The 23,154-nt window shown below is 39.8% G+C and carries 20 protein-coding genes, 1 riboswitch and 1 other annotated feature; of the genes, 2 read left to right on the top strand and 18 right to left on the bottom strand.

What is annotated here, in order from left to right; genetic code table 11:
• Nucleotides 1-56 precede the first annotated feature (56 nt).
• The gene (gene trhA, locus ACOMCU_RS24000) at nucleotides 57-698 is read left to right on the top strand and encodes a PAQR family membrane homeostasis protein TrhA (RefSeq protein ID WP_010860107.1); all 642 of its coding nucleotides are present in this window, start codon (nucleotides 57-59) and stop codon (nucleotides 696-698) included.
• A 93-nt stretch (nucleotides 699-791) separates the two neighbouring features.
• On the opposite strand, the gene racE is transcribed toward trhA, so the two are convergent.
• From racE to ACOMCU_RS23965, 7 genes are all read right to left on the bottom strand, one after another.
• Nucleotides 792-1,589, bottom strand: a complete 798-nt coding sequence (gene racE, locus ACOMCU_RS23995) for a glutamate racemase (RefSeq protein WP_010860108.1) — start codon at nucleotides 1,587-1,589, stop codon at nucleotides 792-794.
• Between the two features lie 10 nt (nucleotides 1,590-1,599).
• Nucleotides 1,600-2,052 carry a MarR family winged helix-turn-helix transcriptional regulator gene (locus ACOMCU_RS23990; RefSeq protein ID WP_010860109.1) on the bottom strand — a complete coding sequence of 151 codons (453 nt, stop codon included), beginning with the start codon at nucleotides 2,050-2,052 and terminating at the stop codon, nucleotides 1,600-1,602.
• Nucleotides 2,053-2,126: 74 nt separating this feature from the next.
• Nucleotides 2,127-2,348, bottom strand: coding sequence for a helix-turn-helix domain-containing protein (locus tag ACOMCU_RS23985; RefSeq protein WP_004226437.1), 222 nt, complete (start codon nucleotides 2,346-2,348; stop codon nucleotides 2,127-2,129).
• Nucleotides 2,349-2,542: 194 nt separating this feature from the next.
• Nucleotides 2,543-3,001 carry an acyl-CoA thioesterase gene (locus ACOMCU_RS23980; RefSeq protein ID WP_010860110.1) on the bottom strand — a complete coding sequence of 153 codons (459 nt, stop codon included), beginning with the start codon at nucleotides 2,999-3,001 and terminating at the stop codon, nucleotides 2,543-2,545.
• Nucleotides 3,002-3,412: 411 nt separating this feature from the next.
• Entirely contained in the window at nucleotides 3,413-4,192 is a 780-nt protein-coding gene (gene sdhB / locus ACOMCU_RS23975; RefSeq protein WP_010860111.1) for a succinate dehydrogenase iron-sulfur subunit, read from the bottom strand.
• 14 nt (nucleotides 4,193-4,206) lie between these two features.
• A complete protein-coding gene (sdhA, locus tag ACOMCU_RS23970; protein WP_421051652.1) occupies nucleotides 4,207-5,952 on the bottom strand; it encodes a succinate dehydrogenase flavoprotein subunit in 1,746 nt (581 codons plus the stop codon).
• 64 nt (nucleotides 5,953-6,016) lie between these two features.
• Nucleotides 6,017-6,631, bottom strand: a complete 615-nt coding sequence (locus tag ACOMCU_RS23965; protein WP_010860113.1) for a succinate dehydrogenase cytochrome b558 subunit — start codon at nucleotides 6,629-6,631, stop codon at nucleotides 6,017-6,019.
• Nucleotides 6,632-6,903: 272 nt separating this feature from the next.
• Between ACOMCU_RS23965 and ACOMCU_RS23960 the strand changes: the two genes are divergently transcribed.
• Nucleotides 6,904-7,338 carry a YslB family protein gene (locus tag ACOMCU_RS23960; protein ID WP_010860114.1) on the top strand — a complete coding sequence of 145 codons (435 nt, stop codon included), beginning with the start codon at nucleotides 6,904-6,906 and terminating at the stop codon, nucleotides 7,336-7,338.
• A 154-nt stretch (nucleotides 7,339-7,492) separates the two neighbouring features.
• Here the strand turns inward: ACOMCU_RS23960 and ACOMCU_RS23955 are convergent, their stop codons facing one another.
• The 11 genes from ACOMCU_RS23955 to ACOMCU_RS23905 all read right to left on the bottom strand — a co-directional run bounded on the left by ACOMCU_RS23955 (nucleotide 7,493) and on the right by ACOMCU_RS23905 (nucleotide 23,139).
• On the bottom strand, nucleotides 7,493-8,719 hold the full coding sequence (locus ACOMCU_RS23955; RefSeq protein WP_421051651.1) for an aspartate kinase: 1,227 nt from the start codon (nucleotides 8,717-8,719) through the stop codon (nucleotides 7,493-7,495).
• Nucleotides 8,720-9,087: 368 nt separating this feature from the next.
• Nucleotides 9,088-9,266, bottom strand: a riboswitch (Lysine riboswitch).
• A gap of 40 nt (nucleotides 9,267-9,306) precedes the next feature.
• A complete protein-coding gene (gene uvrC, locus ACOMCU_RS23950; protein ID WP_010860116.1) occupies nucleotides 9,307-11,097 on the bottom strand; it encodes an excinuclease ABC subunit UvrC in 1,791 nt (596 codons plus the stop codon).
• Nucleotides 11,098-11,184: 87 nt separating this feature from the next.
• A complete protein-coding gene (gene trxA, locus ACOMCU_RS23945) occupies nucleotides 11,185-11,496 on the bottom strand; it encodes a thioredoxin (RefSeq protein WP_010860117.1) in 312 nt (103 codons plus the stop codon).
• 133 nt (nucleotides 11,497-11,629) lie between these two features.
• On the bottom strand, nucleotides 11,630-12,988 hold the full coding sequence (locus ACOMCU_RS23940; RefSeq protein ID WP_036130560.1) for an amino acid permease: 1,359 nt from the start codon (nucleotides 12,986-12,988) through the stop codon (nucleotides 11,630-11,632).
• Nucleotides 12,989-13,046: 58 nt separating this feature from the next.
• Nucleotides 13,047-13,280 (bottom strand) — a binding site (T-box leader).
• Nucleotides 13,281-13,470: 190 nt separating this feature from the next.
• A complete protein-coding gene (locus tag ACOMCU_RS23935; protein ID WP_010860119.1) occupies nucleotides 13,471-14,448 on the bottom strand; it encodes an electron transfer flavoprotein subunit alpha/FixB family protein in 978 nt (325 codons plus the stop codon).
• A gap of 365 nt (nucleotides 14,449-14,813) precedes the next feature.
• Nucleotides 14,814-15,587 (bottom strand): electron transfer flavoprotein subunit beta/FixA family protein, encoded by a 774-nt coding sequence (locus ACOMCU_RS23930; RefSeq protein ID WP_421051650.1) that lies wholly within the window; start codon nucleotides 15,585-15,587, stop codon nucleotides 14,814-14,816.
• A 108-nt stretch (nucleotides 15,588-15,695) separates the two neighbouring features.
• Nucleotides 15,696-16,469: an enoyl-CoA hydratase gene (locus tag ACOMCU_RS23925; RefSeq protein WP_421051649.1), complete on the bottom strand. Its 774-nt coding sequence runs from the start codon at nucleotides 16,467-16,469 to the stop codon at nucleotides 15,696-15,698.
• A 14-nt stretch (nucleotides 16,470-16,483) separates the two neighbouring features.
• Complete coding sequence (locus tag ACOMCU_RS23920) at nucleotides 16,484-17,065, bottom strand: TetR/AcrR family transcriptional regulator (protein WP_036131589.1); 582 nt, start codon at nucleotides 17,063-17,065, stop codon at nucleotides 16,484-16,486.
• A 275-nt stretch (nucleotides 17,066-17,340) separates the two neighbouring features.
• Entirely contained in the window at nucleotides 17,341-19,032 is a 1,692-nt protein-coding gene (locus ACOMCU_RS23915) for an AMP-binding protein (RefSeq protein ID WP_421051648.1), read from the bottom strand.
• Nucleotides 19,033-20,188: 1,156 nt separating this feature from the next.
• A complete protein-coding gene (locus tag ACOMCU_RS23910; protein WP_010860124.1) occupies nucleotides 20,189-20,602 on the bottom strand; it encodes a DUF350 domain-containing protein in 414 nt (137 codons plus the stop codon).
• Between the two features lie 170 nt (nucleotides 20,603-20,772).
• Nucleotides 20,773-23,139 carry an endonuclease MutS2 gene (locus ACOMCU_RS23905; RefSeq protein ID WP_421051647.1) on the bottom strand — a complete coding sequence of 789 codons (2,367 nt, stop codon included), beginning with the start codon at nucleotides 23,137-23,139 and terminating at the stop codon, nucleotides 20,773-20,775.
• Between the last annotated feature and the right edge of the window lie 15 nt (nucleotides 23,140-23,154).

The raw sequence follows: 23,154 nt of genomic DNA, 5'->3' as shown, positions 1-23,154 counted from the left end.
CAATCCATTTTATTGTTCTGTTATAGTAAGGTGAATAAAGGAAGAGGTGACGGGTCATGCCACAATCCGCGGTTGAGCAAAGTAGTTATACTATTAAGGAAGAGTTTTGGAACGCCCTAACGCATGGAGTCGGTGCATTTTTAACAATTCCTGCTACCCTTTTATTAGTTCATAAAGCATTAGTTTCCGGTTCAACAACAGAACTCATTAGTTACATTATATTCGGCATTTCAATGTTCTGTTTATACTTAGCATCTACGCTATATCATTCCATTCCAACACATAAAGTATTACTAAAAAAACTAGATCACAGTTCCATATTTTTATTAATTGCAGGAACGTATACACCAGTTGCTCTGATTGCTGTTGGTGGACAGCTAGGCTTGACCATTTTTATTATCGAATGGGTACTCGCAATCATTGGTATCGTCTTAAAACAATTTTTCGTTTATCGCTTTAAGAAAGTTTCATTGCTTGTCTATATTGGTATGGGGTGGCTTATTGTATTCGTCTATAAACCATTAGTCACGTATATTTCGTTCGACGGCTTTATGACACTTTTAATCGGGGGCATTTTTTATACTGCAGGCACATTCTTTTATAAAAACAAAAAAATCAAGTACAATCATGCAATTTGGCATGTTTTTGTCATGGCAGGCAGTGCAGCGATGTTCGTAGCTGTGTACTTATTTATTTAAAGTTGAACCCTAAAACGGACAGTCTTACAATCTGTTCGTTTTTGATTTTGGGAAATAAAAAATCAGCCTAGCTTTCATAAGCTAAGCTGATTTTTATTTTAATGAAATACGTTTTATATCGAGTGTACCTTGCTCGAGCCAATTTTCTGCAATCGAACGGAAAATCGGTACAGAACCAGTTGCATAAAATTTATGAGCAGGCACAGCATCTGAATCTGCTAAAGTGCCATTATACGCAAGCATTTCTTGAACATCCTTTGCGGTTTCTTCCGCAGATGATAGCACGAAAACATCTTCTCCAACGGCAGCTTCTATTTGCTTTTGCAGAATTGGATAATGCGTACATCCTAAAATCACCGTATCAAATTGTTCATTTTTCAACGGTTTTAAACCTTCTGCGATTAATTTATTGGCAAATTCACCTTTATATTCGCCACTTTCTACAAGTGGAACGAATGTTGGACAAGCTAATGGAATGATATGTGTTGACGTATTCAGTGACACCAAGGCTTCCTCATACGCCCCACTTTTAATGGTTCCTTCAGTTGCAAGCACAACGACTTCATGTCGCTTCGTTTTCTTTACAGCTGCACGTGCGCCAGCATTAATAACGCCTAGTACCGGAAAAGGCATATTTCTTTGTAAACTTTCGAGTGCTACTGCAGTCGCTGTATTACAAGCAATGACGAGCATTTTGATATTCATTTTCTCAAGTGCTTTTGCCATTTGCCAAGTAAAATTCCGTACTTCTTGTCGAGTTCGTGGACCATAGGGACATCTTGCTGTATCACCAATATAATAAATCGTTTCGTTTGGTAATCGCTTCATTATTTCCTTTGCTACGGTTAAACCGCCTACTCCTGAATCAATAACGCCTATCGGGGCATTCATACTTTCCGCCTCAATCCTGTTTCATGTGTACATGTAGTTTTTGTAAATAGCTCGATAATTGCCCGACCTCTTGTTCATTAAACCCAACAAGCATCTCCTGCAAATACTGCTGTCTTTTTTCGATAACTTCTTGTATTATACGTTCGCCCTTTTCGAGAAGATGAACAACAACAACACGACGATCATTATCGTCACGCACACGCTTGACTAATTCATTTTTCTCCATCCGGTCCACTAAATCTGTTGTGGTACTAAATGCTAAGTATAAACGGTTTGACAAGTCGCCAATTGTAATATCACCAAGCTCTTCTAACCACTGTAATGCAACAAATTGTGGCGGCGTAATCGCATATTGTGAAACAATCTCTCTTCCTTTTTGTTTCACAATGGCCGCTATATAGCGTAATTCCTTTTCAACCGTTGCAACGGTTTCAGGTGAGTGCTTTGTTACTTCATCCGACATATAACTATTTCACTCCTAAAAATACGTTGAATAGTTCTATTTTGTCGTTTTTTTCACGAAATAGCAAGTGTCCATTAGTCTAATTTGAATTCTTCTAAGCGTAACAGCTCAATTAACGCCTGAGATCGATTCGTTACACCTAGCTTTTGAATTGTATTGGAAATGTGATTTCGCACTGTTTTTTCACTAATACCAAGTTGCTCTGCAATATCCCTCGTTGTTTTTTCAGCTAATAAAAGCGCAAATATTTCACGTTCTCGGTTTGTTAAAAGAGAACGATGATGAGAGCCATTCATTTTCAGTCACACCCTCCTCCCCCGCACGTATTGTAACTTATGTTAAGGAACGAGGAGCGGTGACGGCTATTTTCATGATTACCACGTGTTTGCACAAAAAATTTGGAAGTTGCTTCTATAAATTCGTTAATAATCATGTAATTGCACATCTTCATCTTCAAAATTGCCTCTCCAACAAAACAATCAGTAGAAAGTTAAATGACTGCTAAGGATGCTAAATGTTCCTTTTCTTCCTCAGAGATTGGTACACTCTTTCCTGTACGGGGATCCATTTGTACAACTGTACCACGTCCTGTGAAGCAAACTTCATCCTTTTGATTTTTAGCTAAGTAATGAATATCTATAGATGAATTACCAACTTTCGCTACTTTGGCAAAAACACGAAGGACATCGTCAAAGAAAACTTGCTTTACATAATCACATTGTAAATCAGCTACTATCGGAATGCCTTTCACACTTTCATCTATTTTTGACGGCATTAGTACACCTAGATGATGAAAATAATCGATACGCGCTTGTTCAAAATATGTAAAGCTAACTGTATTATTCATATGACCGAACATATCTGTTTCTGAAAAACGCACTCGTACCTCAATAAAAAATGAAAATTCCTGTGCCCACTCCTGAAAATCTCCAATATAACTTGCCTTCATGTTGTTCATCCCCTTTTTATTAATTCGCCTTCATGTTATTTAGCTGCATTGACTACAGCTAAAAACAATTTTTGTTTTAAAGTAGTCTTCAGCGTTGAGTGCGTGTCTATAAACCATTTATGCACTTGTAACACTTTTTAACTATATGAATCTATTCTTACATACTTAGAGCGTTGACCATGACATCCGCGTAAAACAACATCTTATAACAGTAGGTCGTAACTCATGCTAATTAAAGTTAAAATGAATACAAATTCATTATATAAGAAGAAACATTATTAGTATAGAAAGAATCTGATATTTCAGTGTTTTATTAAGGAATTCCCTCGTTTTATCCTTTACTTTCTAAAATATAGTATAAATAAAAACTCCCCTACACAATTTGTGTAAGGGAGTATAGCTTGTAGTCAATTAGTCAACAAAGTGGTCAGAACCGAAGAAGTTGCGGAACATTTGCACTGTAGTTGCACGGTTTAAAGATGCGATAGATGTTGTTAAAGGAATACCTTTTGGACAAGCAGCTACACAGTTTTGTGAGTTACCGCAGTTAGCAAGACCGCCGTCACCCATAATAGCATTTAAACGCTCGTCTTTAATCATTGCACCAGTTGGGTGCGTGTTGAAAAGACGTACTTGTGATAATGGTGCTGGTCCTATGAATGAAGCTTTTTCAGACACGTTTGGACATGCCTCCATACATACACCACAAGTCATACATTTAGATAATTCATAAGCCCATTGACGTTTACCTTCTGGCATACGAGGACCTTCACCTAAATCATACGTACCATCAATTGGTACCCATGCTTTAACTTTTTTAAGTGCATTAAACATGCGGTCACGGTCAACTTGTAAGTCACGAATAACTGGGAAAGTTTTCATTGGTTCAAGACGAACTGGTTCAGTCAATTGATCAATCAGTGTTGAACAAGATTGACGCGGACGTCCGTTGATAACCATTGAACATGCGCCACAAACTTCTTCTAGACAGTTCATGTCCCATGCTACAGGCGTTGTTGATTCACCAGAAGCTGTAGTAGGATTTTTTTGAATTTCCATTAATACAGAAATAACGTTCATACCATGACGATAAGGAACTTCGAATTTCTGCCAGTAGCCATTGCCACCTTGTGTATCTTGACGTAAAATTTCAACTTTTACCATTCTTCCAGTATTAGCTGCGATATCCATAATTCTTAGCCTCCTTAAGCAGAGTAGTCACGTTTACGTGGTGGGATTAATGAAACGTCAACTTCTTGGTACGTGATAATTGGCTCACCCGTAGTTGGGTCAAATTTTGCCATAGTCGTTTTTAAGAAGTTTTCATCATCACGTTCTTGGAAGTCTGGTTTGTAGTGCGCACCACGAGATTCGTTACGTAGTAGGGCGCCTTTTGTCATTACTTTCGCTAGGTAAAGCATGTTTTTCAGCTGACGCGTAAAGTGAGCACCTTGGTTACTCCATTTTTGCGTATCGTTGATGTTGATGTTTTCCCAACGTTTTAGAAGATCATCAAGTTTTTTCAATGTATCTTCAAGTTGGTCGTTGTAACGTACTACTGTCATAGTAGCTGTCATCATTTCACCAAGCTCTTTATGAAGCAAGTAAGCATTTTCTGTGCCATCCATTTTCATGATCGCATCCCACTTAGCTTGTTCTTCTTTTACGCGTGCATCATATACTTCTTGTGGAATATCTTCAGCATGCTTTTTAAGGTGTTTTACGTAATCTACTGCGTTTGGACCAGCAACCATACCACCATAAATAGCAGATAATAATGAGTTTGCACCAAGACGGTTTGCACCATGTTGAGAGTAATCACATTCACCTGCAGCAAATAAGCCAGGAATTTCAGTCATTTGGTTGTAGTCAACCCATAATCCACCCATTGAATAGTGAACAGCTGGGAAAATTTTCATAGGTAATTTACGTGGATCATCGCCTACGAATTTTTCGTAGATTTCAATAATACCACCAAGTTTAATATCTAATTCATGTGGATCTTTATGAGAAAGATCTAGGTATACCATGTTTTCGCCGTTGATACCAAGTTTTTGGTTTACACAAACGTCAAAAATTTCACGTGTTGCAATATCACGTGGTACTAAGTTACCGTATGCAGGATATTTTTCTTCAAGGAAGTACCAAGGTTTACCGTCTTTGTAAGTCCAAATACGTCCACCTTCACCACGAGCAGATTCTGACATTAGACGGTTTTTATCGTCCCCTGGAATTGCTGTTGGGTGAATTTGAATGAACTCTCCATTCGCGTATGAAGCACCTTGTTGGTAAACGATAGAAGCAGCAGAACCTGTATTGATAACAGAGTTCGTTGTTTTACCGAAGATAATACCAGGGCCACCAGTCGCCATGATTACAGCGTCTGCGCGGAATGATTTAATTTCTTCTGTACGCATATCTTGCGCAACGATACCACGACAAACGCCGTCAGGATCGACTATTGCACCAAGGAATTCCCAGTGCTCATATTTATTAACTAAACCAGCTACTTCGTGAGAACGAACTTGCTCGTCTAGTGCGTATAGTAATTGCTGACCAGTTGTTGCACCAGAAAAGGCTGTACGGTGCATTAAAGTCCCACCGAAACGACGGAAGTCAAGTAAACCTTCTGGTGTACGGTTGAACATTACACCCATACGGTCCATTAAGTGAATAATACCAGGGGCTGCATCACACATACCCTTAACTGGTGGTTGATTCGCTAGGAAGTCCCCACCGTATACTGTATCGTCAAAGTGAATCCAAGGAGAATCCCCTTCACCTTTCGTATTAACCGCACCATTAATTCCGCCTTGCGCACATACAGAGTGTGAGCGTTTTACAGGAACTAATGAGAATAAATCAACTTCAGTACCAACTTCAGCTGCTTTAATCGTTGCCATCAGACCGGCTAGACCGCCGCCGACAACAATTATTTTGCTTTTCGCCATGATTATTTCTCACTCCTCTTAAAAAATTGCAATGATTGCATGTCCTCTTTTAGTTTTCACGTACTTACACAAAAGCTAAAATTGCAGCCACACCCATAACACTTAGAATTACGAAAATAATGTTTGTTACATAAGTAGCAATCTTTTGAGCCTGAGGAGATTGTGTAATACCCCAGCTTACTAAGAATGCCCATAAACCGTTTGATAAGTGGAAAGTTGCTGATAAAATACCAACAATGTAGAATCCAAGCATGAATGGATTTGCAACAATATCTGCCATCATGTCATATTCAACGTGCGCTCCAAGTGCTTTTTGAATACGAGTTTGGAAAATGTGCCATGCAATGAAAATCACTAGGAATACACCAGTGAAGCGTTGTAATGAGAACATCCAGTTACGGTATGTGCTAAAACGACCTGTATTTGGTGTAGCTGTAAAAGCAATGAACACACCATAGAAAGCGTGGAACATTAATGGGATATAAATAATTACCCATTCCATTAGCAACAATAGAGAATGTGGAACTAATTCCATCGCCCCTGTTGCATCATTGTAAGCTTCTTCACCGCCAACAGCAGTGAAGTTTAATGACAAGTGGAACGCCAAAAACAAACCTACTGGTATGACACCAAGTAGAGAATGTAAGCGGCGCCATAAAAACTCTCGATCTTTCGACAAGACTGTTACCCCCCTTAGTACTTAAAATAGCACAACAAAAGAAGTCACCATTTTGTAAATGAAACTTCATTGACTGTGTATTTCATCATGGTACAATATTATGACATGTTTATTGTACTCTCAAGAGCTACGAGCGTCAAGGCAACTCGGAGTTTTTAATAGCCCTTATTAAAGTAATAATCTAGTACATGATGCGTCATTTTTTCTCGAAAAATCTATCTTTACTTTATCACTACCAAATTATAAGAAAATTCTAAGAAAGAAGGATATCAATGTTAAATACTCCATCTCCTACAATCTCATCATTTGGGTATGAGATAATTCGCGATCATATTCTATCTTCCATTCTTGGTAAACATGAAGATGAAGTGCTTTATTGGGCTGGAAAAGAGCTTGCTCGGAAGTTCCCCTGTAAAAGTCAAGAAGAACTTATCGCATTTTTCGCAGATGCCTGCTGGGGTACTCTAGAACTTACGAAGGAATCAAAGGATGGACGTATCTTCCATTTAACAAATGAGCCAGCACTTTTACAGCTTAGAAATCGAAGCTTTCGACTTGAAGCAGGATTTATAGCGGAGCAGATTCAGCAAGCAAAAGGCTATTTGACTGAGTGCTATGATGAAAAACGCGAAAAACAACAGCTTATAATGTTTACCGTCAAGTGGGATGTGAAGGAACGTATCATGAACACCATTCCGACAGAGTAATCGAATAAGGATTGTCATTCCATTAAATGGTGAATGGCAATCCTTTCTTACTTTAATATCACTATCAGCACTGTCTGAATATTCACTAAAGTTACAAATTGTTATAAACAAATTATACAGAATGCGTCCTTGATTTTCGACACACCCCCATTATCTATTCTTGAAGCGCTTCAGCTAAATTAAACTCCGCATGTAAAGCATTAGCTGCTTGAATCATATCGTCCTGTGGTACGACTACGGATACTTTAATTTCTGAGGTACTTACCATTTTCACAGGGATGCCCTCACGACGTAACCGATCAAACATACGTGCAGCAACACCTGGGTTGGACGCCATTCCCGAGCCAATAATCGAAACCTTCGCTAGGCCAACTTCAAAATCAGCAAAGCTAAAACCCAATGATAATTTACTATTTTCTAAAACGTGTAGAGCTTGTGCAAATTCCTCTTTCAAAATCGTAAAGGATACTGACGGCTTTAAGCCATCAATAATAGCTTGTACGATAATATCTACATTGATGCGATTCTCTGCCAGTACCGTAAACATATCTGCTAAGGATGCATCAGAATAAGCATCATACCCGACTGTTAAACGAATAATGTCTGATTCAAAAGCAACACCACGTACGATTAAATTTTTTTCCACTTCAACTTCCTCCTTTAATAAGGTACCTGTCACATCCAGCTCACACGAACGAATAATGACAGGGATTTGGAACTTCTTCGCGAGTTCCACTGCACGTGGATGTAAAATATGCGAACCTAAATTTGAAAGCTCTAACATTTCATCATACGAAATTTCCTTTAACTTTTTCGCGCCTAAAATATGATTGGGATCTGCTGTATAAACGCCTTCTACATTTGTGAAAATATCTACTCTTTCAGCATTGATTGCTGCAGCGATGGCAACCGCTGTCGTTTCCGCCCCACCTTTACCGAGCGTTGTAATATTCTGAGCCCCATCAATGCCTTGTTCACCAGCAACTACTACGATTTGACCCTGCGCTAAATGTTTTTCAATACGATTGACAGCAACGTCTCCAATGCGTGCGTTGCGGTGCTTGGCATCAGTTAGTAAGCCTGCCTGCCAACCGGTTAAAGACACTGCATCATAACCTGCTTCCTGAAGAGCAATCGCACATAACGCACTTGCAACTTGTGAACTTGTTGAAAATAGTACATCCAGTTCACGCTTTGAAGCATCGTCCGATAAATCGCGAGCCATCTTTGCTAACTCTTTTGCAGTACGTCCCATTGCTGATGTCACAACCACTACATCTAGTCCACGATTTTTTTCGGCAACTGCCTTTTTTGCGAACTCCTGAATACGATCTGTTGACGCTATCGCTGCTCCACCAAATTTTAGTACAATTCTCGTCATCGTTATCATTCTCCTTCTAACTCATTTACGCCTCAGTATAATTTGGATACGGATTGTGACTTGTACTGACAAAAGTCATTCTTATCAACTGCCACCTGTGCTCTAGCCAATATGAAGTTAATCACTTAGCTGTCGATACAAGTATCCTGTTGCTTTCGCTCAGATAGCTTACCGCAGTGAGGGCCGATTTTAGCGTACAATCCGCAACTGTATCTCCGCAGTCTAGCAAACCATTTTGGTATTCATCACCCACTTTGAGAAATTGAGGATACATGAATGATGTAAAAGAAACATGCTGGGAACATCAAAAAGGCAGCCCCACATAATGTGAGAGCTGCCTGCAACATGTACAATATAAAATCTTGCGCATGTGTGATAGCTCTCCGAAACATCAAGAATCGACAGTCTTACATCTCTTAAATGCAAAACCAGTAAAGTATCGGAAACAACGATACTCCACTTCGGCAAGCTTCCCTTTCGCACATCATCAAAGGGTTTGTCCACCCTCCAATATGCTACTATTTAACCTTGCACCTCTATCATCACTAAAATAGTGAATATAAACTTATATTTACGTTAGCATATGTCTAGTCCTTTGACAATGCCTCTTGCTGAAAATAAGCGTAAATATTACTTGCTAAATTAACGGGCATACCCGCTTCTTGTAATGCGAGCTCACTCGCCTCACGTATTTTCTTCACCGAGCCAAAATGCTTTAGCAACTGTTGTTTTCTCTTCGGTCCAATACCCTCAATGCCATCGAGTACCGATTGGATCGCATTTTTCTCGTGCTGTTGTCGGAGGAATGTAATCGCAAAACGATGCACCTCGTCCTGAATACGTTGTAATAAATAAAAGCCGTCGCTTGTACGTTTTAACGCTATTACTTCTGGAGGATCCCCAAATAAAAGCTGTGATGTATTGTGCTTATCATCTTTTGCTAAGCCAGCAATTGGCATGACTAGGCCAAGCTCATCTTCTAACACTTCTCGCGCAACTTCCATTTGCCCTTTACCACCGTCAATCAGTACTAAATCTGGCAATGGCAAGCCTTCTTTTAATACTCTTGTGTAACGACGACGAATCACTTCCTGCATTGCACCATAGTCATCATGCTTTGCAGCAGTGCGCGTTTTGTACTTACGATATTCTTTCTTAGCTGGTTTCCCATCAACAAACACAACCATTGCCGAGACAGCATCTGCACCGTGCATATGACTATTATCAAATGCCTCAATGCGTAGTGGCGCAGATATGCCCATTGCCTCACCGAGTGCCTCACACGCACCAATCGTTCGCTCTTCTTGTCGTTCAATGAGTTGGAACTTAGCCTTAACCGCAATTTCAGCATTTTTTGTCGCCAACTCGACCAGCTCTTTTTTCTGACCACGCTTTGGTGTAAGCACCTTCACAGCAAGTAAGTCCGTTAAAATTGTTGCATCAATGGACTGCGGAATAAAAATTTCTTTTGGCTTAATATGCTCAAGCTTCTCATAAAATCGCCCAACAAATGTTAAAAATTCTTCCTCTGCATCCTGGTAAATCGGAAAAATCGAAACATCTCGCTCAATCAGTTTGCCTTGTCGCACGAAAAAGACCTGCACACACATCCAGCCCTTTTCTACCGCATAGCCAAACACATCTCGGTTCGTCGTATCACTCGACACAATTTTTTGCTTTTGCATAACTGTATCGATATGAGCAATTTGATCGCGGAATTCCTTCGCCCGCTCAAACTCTAGATTTTCAGCTGCCGCAAGCATTTTCTCTTCAAGTTCTTTTTTTACAGCTTCAACCCCACCATTTAAAAACTTCGTCATATCCTCAATCATATCGTGATAAATTTGTGCATCAATGTCTTTCACACAAGGTGCTATACATTGTCCCATATGATAGTACAAGCAAACTTTGGACGGTAATTGCACACATTTTCTGAGTGGATATAAACGATCAAGTAGCTTTTTAGTTTCACTTGCAGCGTATGCATTTGGGTATGGGCCGAAATACTTCGCCTTATCTTTTTTTACCTTTCGAGTCGTAATAAGACGTGGATTTTTTTCATTTGTAATTTTTAAATATGGGTATGTTTTATCGTCTGTTAGCATGACATTGTATTTCGGATCGTGCAGTTTGATGAGATTAAGCTCTAAAATAAGTGCTTCTAGGTTTGACGACGTCACAATGTACTCAAAATCCTCAATTTCGCTAACGAGGCGTTGTGTTTTCCCCTCATGTGTCCCCGTAAAATAAGAGCGCACTCGGTTTTTAAGTATTTTGGCCTTTCCTACATAAATAATCGTGCCTTGCCTATCCTTCATCAAATAGCAGCCAGGCTGATCTGGTAAAATGTCAAGCTTGCGTTTGATTAAATCATTCATCGCCTACCTGCCCCCCCTTTTCTTACATTATATAACGAAAAAAAGCCAAGCACATCAATAGATGGCCTGGCTTTCCTTTACTACTTATTAAGCGTGTTTAGCGATGAAAGCTTCTAGCGCTTCTTTTGGTTGGAAACCAACTGTTTTGTCTACTAACTCACCATCTTTAAATAACAGTAGTGATGGGATAGACATAACTTGGTATTGCGCTGCAGTACCTTGGTTGTTATCTACGTCTACTTTTACGATTCTAGCTGCGTTCCCTGCAGCATCCATTTCTTCAAGAACTGGTCCAATCATTTTACAAGGTCCGCACCAAGCAGCCCAAAAGTCTACTAGTACTAACCCTTCTTTAATATCATCTTGGAAAGTTGCATCTGTTGCATGTACAATTGCCATTTGAAATCCTCCTTAAACTTACTATGCTTGTAGTATAGCATGGATAAATTCACTTGAGCGAACAATCTGCCTTGACTGCATAATTTATGAAAAACAAGTATAAAAGAGTCGAAAAAGGCATTATGTTGAATTATTATTTAGCCGAATTTCCTTGATAACGTCCCTTATATACATAAGTTAAAGTAATAAAAATGTAAATGGCTAATGTAATACCTGTTACGATAATAGATGTTGTAAAAATAATGCCAATCAGAATTGCACTTAAGGCGATAATTGCTATCCAAGTTGTATAAGGAAACCATTTTACTGCATAAGCACTTGTTTTTTCTGGCTGTTTTTTACGTGATTTCACATGCGCAATCGCAATAATTAACCAAATAAATAACACAGTGTATCCCAGTGAACCCATCAGAAAGTCAAAAGTTTTGCTTCCGGCAAATAAAGAAATGATTACGCCCATATATAAAGCTAACGTACACATCAATATAGCATATACCGGCACTTTCCTTTTCGATAAATGAGCAAAGATTTTAGGAATACGCCCGTCCACAGCCTGTGTATATAGAACGCGTGATGAACCATAAAGGCCAGAGTTCATAGATGAAATAATTGCGAGTATAACAACAGCGTTCATAATATGGTCGGCCCCTGGAATACCAATCATTTTAAATACCATTACAAACGGGCTTTCTGATACGCCATTTACTTCATTCCAAGGAATTAAGCTAACGATAATGAAGAAAGGCAGTAGATAGAAGGTCACAATACGTACTAATGTACTGCGCACAGCTTTGGGTACTACTTTCTCAGGATTTTTCGTTTCAGCTAACGTAATACCAATAATTTCAGTACCACCATAAGAGTAAATAACCACAAGCATTGCAGCTATTAGGCCCGTTGAACCGTTTGGAAAGAATCCACCGTGCTCCGTTAAATTAGAAAAGCCAACAGCTGTATGATTGCCAAAAGTAACAAGCAATAAAACTAATCCTGCTATGATAAACACCACAATAACGGTAATTTTAATTAAGGCAAGCCAATATTCTGTTTCTGCAAAAACTTTTACTGATAATAAGTTAATGGCTGTAACTAACACCGAGACGGATAGGGCAAGTATCCAAATCGGATAATGTGGCAACCAATATTGAATGAAAATGGCCGCAACTACGGATTCCGCCGCAATATTTAACACCCACATTTTCCAATAAATCCAATCTAGAAAATAAGCTGGATACTTTCCTAAAATTGATTGTACTAAATCTCTAAACGTTCTGGCCTCATGATTACGAACGGCCATTTCTGCTAAACCTTGCATAACAAATAATAGAATAATACCACCTATTAAGTAAGCAAAAAGTACTGATGGCCCTGCCATATCAATAGCTGCACTGCTCCCTTTAAATAACCCTGCACCAATGGCACCACCTAAAGCCATCATCGTAATATGACGTGAGGTCATTGTTCTTTGTAATTTCTGGTTGTCTTTTTCCATTTCCTTACCTCCTAAAATCAAAAAAGGCATATCGTCTGTTCCTTCATTATCAAATGAAAGAAGAGACGATATGCCTAAAGCAAACCGCGGTACCACTCTAATTGGTTCTATAAGAACCCTACTTAAAAACCTTGTAACGAAGGTTAACCGTCAAACAAATAGAATAATCTGTTAATTCTATTTATCTTACCACTCCTAGGCAAGTTCAAAGTCTTATTGGACTACGTTGCACCATCCCGCAGCTCTCTTTACCAAATAATGAGCTTTTACTACTCCTAATCTTTGCGTTTCAAAACATTATTATTGAAAAATTTAATTATTATCCATCACTATACGGCCTTATATTAATTGTGTCAATATTTTATTTTGCAATAATTTTCAAAACCACTACAGACTTGCTCAAACATTATGCTAAACGATGAATTACACAAAAAAAGCAGGGAAGATAAATCCTCCCCGCGCAACATGTATAAAACGACTAATTATGCATTCACTTTTAACGCTTTAAATTCCTCAATCAGAAGCGGCACTACTTCGAATAAATCGCCTACAATCCCATAATCTGCAACTTTAAAGATATTTGCCTCTGGGTCTTTATTAATGGCAACGATTACTTTTGAATTCGACATACCTGCTAAGTGTTGGATTGCTCCAGAAATACCAGCTGCAATGTAAAGATCTGGTGTTACAACCTTACCAGTTTGACCAATTTGTAGTGAGTAATCACAGTATTCGGCATCACATGCACCACGTGAAGCACCAACTGCACCACCAAGTAAATCTGCTAGTTCTTTTAACGGTTCGAAACCTTCTTCAGATTTCACACCGCGTCCACCAGCAACAACTACTTTCGCCTCAGAAAGATCTACACCTTCTGTAGATTTACGGACAACCTCTTTAATGATTGTACGTAGGTTAGTAATTTCTACAGCTACAGCAGACACATCACCTGATTTACCCGCTTCTTTTTCTAAAGGTGCAATATTGTTTGGACGAATCGATGCTAACACAACGCCGTCTTTTATTTTTACCTTTTCAAAAGCTTTACCAGAATAAATTGGGCGAATGAATACTACATCATCACCAGCACCTTCAATTGTTGTTACGTCAGATACAAGACCTGCTTGTAATTTACTTGCAATTTTTGGTGACAAGTCTTTACCATTCGCTGTGTGTCCAAACACGATACCAGTTGGATTTTCTTGCTCGATTACAGCTAGTAAAGCTTGACCATAGCCATCTGATGTATATTGTTTTAAATGTGGATGTTCCACTGTTACAACACGATCAGCACCATACTCGAATAATGGACCTGTAAGATTTGCTACAGCATCCCCTAAAAGAACACCGACAACTTCGCCGCCATCAGCGATTTGTTTGGCAGCAGCAATTGCCTCGAAAGATACGTTACGTAAGCTTCCTTCACGAACTTCACCTAATACTAATACTTTTTTTGACATAGTACATTCCCTCCGTTACCCTCTAAGATTCGATTTACATCATCAACTACACCTTGGCGTTTATCATTCGGATTCTAAATTGTATTTAGGCCTGCACGAGGACCGGCATGATGTCGATCCTTTCGGTATAGCCACAAGTCATGGCGTTGGAAGCAGTGTAGATTAGTTAGCCGATATCGCTTAAAAGCAATGTATGTAGGCTAACACCCTAAATGGATTCCTATTAAAATCTGTAACACCCGTCCAAGGCTTGATCTTCATTCATTTGGTGTTGGAAACCCACTGCAAAACTCTCTTCATGTGAGAGTCCTCTGTAGCTGATGCTACGCTTTCGCCACAAAATATGCTGAATGAAAATTAATGACTTAAACTACTTTTGCCTCTGTATGAAGTAGGTTTACTAGCTCCTTAACTTGTGCAGAAAGTTCGCCTTCAAGAATGCGTCCTGCAGCTTTTTGAGCTGGTAAGTAAATGTCTACTGTTTCTACTTTTACTTCTACATCATCTTCATCGATATCTAAATCATCTAACTCAAGCTCTGCAAGCGGTTTCTTTTTCGCTTTCATGATACCTGGTAAAGATGGGTAACGTGGCTCGTTTAAACCTTGTTGAGCTGTTACTAAAAGTGGTAAAGATGTCTCAATTACTTCTGAATCACCTTCGATATCGCGCACGATTTTTGCAGATGTGCCATCAATTTCAAGGTTTGTAATTGTTGTTACATAATTGATGCCTAATAAATCAGCCACTCGCGGCCCTACTTGACCAGAACCACCATCAATGGCAACGTTACCTGTTAAAATAAGGTCTGCATCTTTATCTTTTAAATACTCAGCTAAAAGGTAAGCTGCTGCATTTTGATCTAATTCATCTATTTCATCTTCTGTATTAATAAGCACCGCTTCGTCAGCGCCCATTGCTAGAGCCGTACGTAATTGCTTTTCAGCATCTTCGCCACCAATTGTGACAACGGTTACTTTACCGCCTGCCGCATCACGCACTTGGATAGCTTCTTCAATTGCGTATTCGTCATAAGGGTTAATGATGAATTCTGCGCCATCCTCTTGAATTTTCCCACCTGAAACAACGATTTTTTCTTCTGTATCAAAAGTACGTTTAATTAATGCAAAAATGTTCATAAATCCATACCTCCTGAAACGTTTTTTAATTTCTAAGTAAACTTATAAATATTATATATTTTCAGTATCGATAACCCCCTTAAGTTTGCTATCGATACTGATGGAATACTATTTGCCAGTAAATACAGGCTCACGTTTTTCGATAAATGCTTGAATACCTTCCTTAGCATCTTCAGTAACAAATACCGTACCAAAGGATTCAGCTTCTACTTCAATACCTTCATAGAATGAAGCCGGCTTAGCGTATTGCAAAGCTTGAATGGCTGCTTTTAAAGCAATCGGACTCTTTTTGGCAATTTTTTTCGCAACCTTTAATGTCTCTTCGAGTAAGGCTTCATCTGTAAATGCTCTGTTTGCTAAGCCCCATTGTACGGCTTCTGAACCTGAAATAGGCTCACTTGTAAACATCATTTCTGCTGCTTTCGCAACACCCACATAACGTGGTAGACGTTGTGTTCCACCAAATCCTGGAATAAGACCGAGTTGTAGTTCAGGCAATCCTAATTTCGCAGATTCCGTCACAAAGCGCATATGGCAACTCATTGCTAGTTCAAGTCCACCACCAAGTGCTGCACCGTGAATTGCTGCAATAACTGGCTTTGAAAATGTTTCAACACGTTCAAATACTCGTTGCCCATTGCTTGCTAATTTAGTGAACGCTGCGCCCGATTCAACTTCTGTAAACTCCTTAATATCTGCACCCGCTGAGAAGAAACGGCCTTCACCGTGAAGCACAAGAACACGGACAGTATCATCGTTTTCTACGGCATCTAGTACAGCATTTACTTCTGTAATGATTCCGCGAGATAATGCATTTGCTGGCGGACGAGCAATCGAAATAATTGCTACGCCTTCTTCAACTTTCCAACTTAGAAATTCCATTTCTCCACATCCCTTTACGCTTTAATGCCGTTCAGGATTAACGCCTGAACCTTTGGAACCTGTTCTATCAAATCGTATCGATAGTCATTCATAACCCACGACGTAATGGTTTCATCAATGGTTCCAAACACCATTTGACGTGCCAAGCGTACATCCATCGTTTGATTGAACTCACCTGATAGCATGCCTTCAATTAAAATTTGATCAAGCAATTGTAAATACTCTCTTAATACTGCATTGATCTTTAGTCGTAAATCTTTATTTGATTGTCGAAGTTCTAATTGTGTGACAGTTGCTAGGTATCGATCAGTCGCTAGAACATTAAAATGATTTTCAATCATTCGTGAAAGCTTGTCTCTCGACGTACTTCCATTTTCTATTATATCTTGTAAGGACTCTACAAAAACAGCCATTTTTTCATTAAAGACAGAAATTAATATATCTTCTTTATTTTTAAAATATAAATAGATTGTTCCGTCGGCCACCCCTGCCTGTTTGGCGATTTTCGATACTTGCGCTTGGTGATACCCATTTTCTGCAATAACGATGACAGCTGCATCAACAATTTGCTTATACTTAGGCTTATCTCGTTTCACTTTTAAATCACCACCTAGAAAAAACATACCCACGCCTACTTACATTCCTATCAGCAACAATGAAGGATTCGACTAAGCTGTAACTTATTGTCTATCCACAAAAGTTGAAGAACTTGAAATGAAGGTACATATACACTTTTATCAGCGTATTAAAACATTATGGAGGATGCGGCGTGATTACCTATTAAATAAAAAATATGAAAATATGAATGGTCATTCATTCATATTTTCATATTATATTCTACATCCACGCTTGTCAATACTTTATCACGTAGTTATTTTGCTTCTTTAGTCGCCATTTTTGTTTTTTCTTCTTCCACTAATGTACGACGTAAAATTTTGCCGACCGCCGTTTTCGGTAGCTCATCTCGGAACTCGTAATAGCGCGGTACTTTAAAGGAGGCTAAATGTTGTCGGCAATATTTATTTAATTCGTCCTCGGTAATCGAATATCCTTCTTTTAATACAATATAAGCTTTTACCGTTTCTCCGCGGTACGGATCTGGAATACCTGCTACCACGCATTCCTGAATTTCTTCACGTTCGTATAATACTTCCTCAACCTCTCGAGGATAAATATTAAAACCACCCGCAATAATTAAATCCTTTTTTCGGTCGACTACATAGAAAAAACCATCTTTATCCATATAGCCTATATCACCCGTTAAGAACCAGCCATCTACAAACGTCGCAGCTGTATCTTCAGGACGATTCCAATAACCTTTCATGACTTGTGGCCCTTTCACTGCGATTTCGCCAACCTCACCTACCGGAAGCTGCTCCGTATCACCTGTACGTAGAATTACCGAATCGGTATTCGGCCAAGGCAGGCCAACAGAACCGATGACACGTTTACCCCAAATGGGTGTCGCGTGCGTAACGGGAGAGGTTTCTGTTAAACCATAGCCTTCCACTAGCTTGCCTCCTGTTACTTCTTCAAACCGCTCCTGTAGCTCGACTGGCAATGAAGCAGACCCACTCAGACATGCCTTAATAGACGATAAATTGTACTTCGCAATATCTGGATGATTTAATAGACCAATATATAGCGTAGGTGCACCTGGGAACAACGTTGGTTTTTGTTTATCAATCGTTTTCAAGGCTGTTTCTGCATCAAATTTCGGTAGCAGCACCATTCTATTTTGCGTGAACACCGATAACAACATCACAGTTGTCATTCCGTATACATGAAAGAACGGAAGCACGCCCATAATCGTCTCTTCCCCATGTACACATTTATACATCCATGCATCGCACATTGTCGTATTGGCAATTAAATTTTTATGAGTCAGCATTACACCTTTTGGGAAGCCCGTCGTACCTCCTGTATATTGCAACAATGCTAAGTCTTCTTCAAAATCAAACGGAATATCGATCATTTTCACGGGCGCCGATCGCATGATTTCTATAAATAAATGATTTTGTCCGCTATGCTCAACCTTCACACTAAAGCCATATTGCTTCTTTTGAATAAAAGGATACACTAAGTTTTTCGGGAATGGTAAGTAGTCTTTAATTGCTGTTACAATGACGTTTTCAAGAGCCGTTTCTTTCATGATTTTCATCACGCGTGGATACAATATATCCATTACTAAAATAACTTTCGCTCCCGAATCAGCCATCTGATATTGTAACTCTCGTTCAGTATAAAGTGGATTTGTCTGTACAACAACTGCCCCCGCATACATTGCTCCATAGTAAGCAATCACACTTTGTGGTGTGTTTGGTAGCATAATAGCCACACGATCACCTTTTTCCACCCCAAGTGATTGTAAATAGTTTGCGAACCTTAGTGCAGACTCATATAGCTCGGTGTACGTCAAATCCTTACCCATGAAATGAATCGCAACTTTGGAAGGATTCTTTTTATAGGCACGTGTCAAAAACTCTTGCACAGGAATTTCCTCAAACGTTAAAGACGATGGTACTTCTTCAGGATAATTTGCTAGCCATGGTTTTGCTGTCATACGTCCTCTCCCCTTTGTCCCAAACTTTGTAAATTCTTATTTTAATTATAATGAAAAAGGAATACAGTTTCAAACACAAAATAGAAAATAAATGTATTTTCGATTAATTATTATGCAATTAACAACATTTTTATGACAACACCATGAAGGAGATTTACGTTGATCCCCCTTATGAATACTCATTCATTCTTACTTTTTTATGCAAATGCTATACCTAAAATTTCTATAGTCGAAAAATAATTATTTAAGCGAGGGAATAATATTATTAAGAGAATATTATTGGAGAATGGTAGAATTATGCGATATGGCCGATGCTTTGATGTGGTGTCTGCGCACTGTGACGTAAAAATGTAAGCGATGACTGACTGGATATGAGCAGCGGTTGTACTACCCGAGCGGTAACTGACTGTCTGTACCTGAGCGATGCTTGGGACTACCCTAGCTCTTGTGTCTACCTGAGCGGTAATGGGCTTTACCTGAGCGATTCTTGTGGCTTCCCGAGCGGTAATGGCCTTTACCTGAGCGATTCTTGTGGCTTCCCGAGCGGTAATGGCCTTTACCTGAGCGATTCTTGTGGCTACCCGAGCGGTAATGGCCTTTACCTGAGCGATTCTTGTGGCTTCCCGAGCGGTCATGGCCTTTACCTGAGCGGTTCTTGTGGCTACCCGAGCGGTAATGACCTTTACCTGAGCGGTTCTTATGGCTACCCGGGCGGTAATGACCTTTACCTGAGCGATTCTTGTGGCTACCCGAGCGGTAATGACCTTTACCTGAGCGATTCTTGTGGCTACCCGAGCGGTAATGGCCTTTACCTGAGCGATTCTTGTGGCTACCCGAGCGGTAACTGGCTTTACCTGAGCGGTACCCGTTACTTCCCGAGCGGTAACTGGCTTTACCTGAGCGGTACCCGTTACTTCCCGAGCGGTTCCGCGCTTCACTCGAGCGATCCGGGGCCATGATTTGATACTGACCTTCACCTGAACGATACCTACAACTCCCTGAGCGGCGCTAGCCCTACAGACAGATAAAAACGCATCCTCAGAAAGAGGATGCGCTTTTCAATTTAAATAGTCAACATATAGTAGACACCGACTAATAAAAATGCGATGCAGACAACAATTAGTATTTTCGCTAATTTTTCCATCTCATTAAACTCCTATGCAATACTTGCCCCAATAACGAACGATAGACCAACTGAAATGGTGAAAGAAATGAAGCCAACCGAGCGATTGTCATTTGCAATTTCCTGATCTACATTAAAACGCGGTGTCATAAATTCAAATAAGAAATAGGCCACGATCAATAATGTAAAACCAAAAAGTCCCCATCCAATCATTTCGCTCAATGTACTGTGGCGTGCAATCGAGTAGCGAAAAATATTACAAATCCCTAATATCTTCCCACCAGTTGCCAGAGCCACTGCAACATTTCCATTTTTAATTTCTTCCCAATTTTTATATTTCGTAACGACTTCGAACAATGCCATCGAGACGACTAAACATAAAACAACAACACTAAAATATCCTGCTGTTTCGATAATTGGATATCGCCAAAAGCTAGAATTTAGCATTTTCTCCGTCCCCTTTACTTCTGATATTCGTACCTCGTACCATGTGCTAATCGTCGCTTCTGTCTTTTCAACGTCTGCAAATACAGTTATCAAGACTCCTCTTAGTTAACGTTTTGTCCATGCAATAGCTTAGCAGCGACTACAAGCAAGTACGAATACACTTTTCTCATCTATTTCAATTCTACGACCGTGACCCCAAAGCCACCTTCCCCTGTCTCACCAAAGCGGAAGGATTTTACACGTTTATGCTTTTTCAAGTAGCTTTGAATACCTTGACGTAACGCACCTGTTCCTACACCGTGGATAATGGATACTCGCCCATAGTTTGCAAGTAGCGCATCATCTATATATTTTTCAGTACGCATAATTGCATCCTCAAATCGCTCACCTCGTAAATCTAACTCTAACTTCACATGGCTATCGCGGTTCTTCACGCCCGCAACTCGATGAATAGGTTCTTTCTCAGGCTTAATGTATTCAAGGTCACCGTCTGCAATTTTCATCTTCAAAATACCCATTTGCACAACCCATTCAGAATCCGATACTTTTTCTAGTAAAGTACCTCGTTGTCCATAGCTTAACACCTTTACCTCGTCCCCGACAACTAAGTTTTGTGCACGAGCCTTTACTTGAGCTGCTTTTTTTAGCACTTTATTGTTTTCGAGTGGTGTTGCATCCTCCAAACGTTTGCGCGCTTCAATAAGTTCATGTTCTTTCACAACTTGATTAGCGTTCTTACGCATATCTCGAAGTTCCGCAATGATGGTTTCTGCCTCTCGTTTCGCTTCATCGACAATTTTACGTGCTTTTTCCTTTGCTTTTTTGTCGAGTGCTTCTTTACGCTCTTCGTAGGATTGTAGCTTGTCCTGTAGCTCTTTTCGTAAGACTTCCGACTCTAAAAGTAAATCATGAGAGCGTTCTGCATCATCCTCTGATTGGCGTCGCGTCTCTTCAAGGGAGGCAATCATCGACTCAACTTCATGGCGGTCAGTGCCTGTGAAACTTTTCGCACGATCAATAATGGATTCAGGTAAACCAAGTCGACTTGAGATTTCAAACGCGTTAGAGCGACCAGGCACACCTATAAGTAAGCGATAAGTCGGGCTCAGTGTTTCTATATCAAATTCTACACTTGCGTTTGCCACACCTGGACGATTGTAGCCGTATGCTTTTAATTCTGGGTAGTGTGTTGTTGCCATAACACGTGCTCCACGACCATGTACTTCATCTAAAATTGAAATTGCTAGGGCTGCCCCTTCTTGTGGATCAGTTCCTGCACCTAATTCATCGAAGAGAACCAGTGATACGTGGTCAAATTTTTGCAAGATATCAACAATGTTCACCATATGAGATGAGAAGGTTGAAAGTGATTGCTCAATCGATTGTTCGTCCCCAATATCTGCAAAGAGTTGCTCGAACACGGCTAGCTCTGAGCCATCTAGAGCTGGCACTGGTAAGCCTGCCTGCGCCATTAATGTACATAAACCGACTGTTTTTAAAGTAACGGTTTTACCACCTGTATTGGGTCCTGTAATGACAATTGCTGTAATGTCTTTACCAAACTCTATGTCGTTTGCGACCGCCGTTTCAATTGGCAGCAGTGGATGGCGTGCTCGCACAAGTCGAATATAGCCGTCCTTGTTCATTTTAGGCATCGTGCATTTGTTTGCTTGACCGTATTTACCCTTGGCTAAAATAACGTCGATTTCACCTAATATTTTTACTAAATTAAATACATCGGGTGCAACTTCCTCCACCATAGCACTTAGAGCAAGTAAAATGCGTTCAATTTCAGCTTGCTCCTTCATTTTGAGACGATGAATTTCGTTATTCGCTTGCACAACCGAATCTGGTTCGATGAAGAGTGTTTGACCAGAAGACGATTGGTCATGCACAATACCACCATAATGATGGCGGTATTCTTGTTTGACAGGAATTACAAAGCGGTCATTACGAATCGTCACGAGTGCATCAGAAAGCATTTTAGTGGCATTGCTACCACGTGTAAGGCTTTCTAGTTTAGAACGTACTTTAGCCTCTTCTGAACGGAGTGATTGACGTATAGTGCGCAGTGTTTGACTTGCTGAATCTAATACAGTGCCATTGTCATCAATACAGTTATTAATTTCATGTTGCAAACCTGTTAGTACTGGCATCGCTTCTTTTTTAGCAATGAAATGTGGAATCTCTATAACTTCATCTGATTCTATATCCTCGATGAAATTGCGCAGAATACGACTTGCTCGAATCGTACTTGATATTTCCATTAATTCCAGCGCTGACAACATGCCACCGATTTGTGCACGTCTTGCCGCAGGGCGTACATCGAAAATACCGCCCATTGGCACATTACCTTTAACTCGTAAAATGGATAAACCCTCATCCATTTCTTCTAGTAATTTTACTACTTTTTCAAAGTCCGTTTGTGGCACAAGGTCATCAATGGCTGACTTGCCTATTGATGACGTACAATGTGTTGCCACTTGTTGGCGTACTTTATCATATTCTAGTGTTTTCAATGCGCGTTGTGCGATCACTGAGAACACCTCCTC

The sequence above is a fragment of the Lysinibacillus sp. UGB7 genome (assembly GCF_049058285.1).
Classification (GTDB): domain Bacteria; phylum Bacillota; class Bacilli; order Bacillales_A; family Planococcaceae; genus Lysinibacillus; species Lysinibacillus sphaericus_B.
This window is presented reverse-complemented; position numbering and strand designations above follow the sequence as displayed.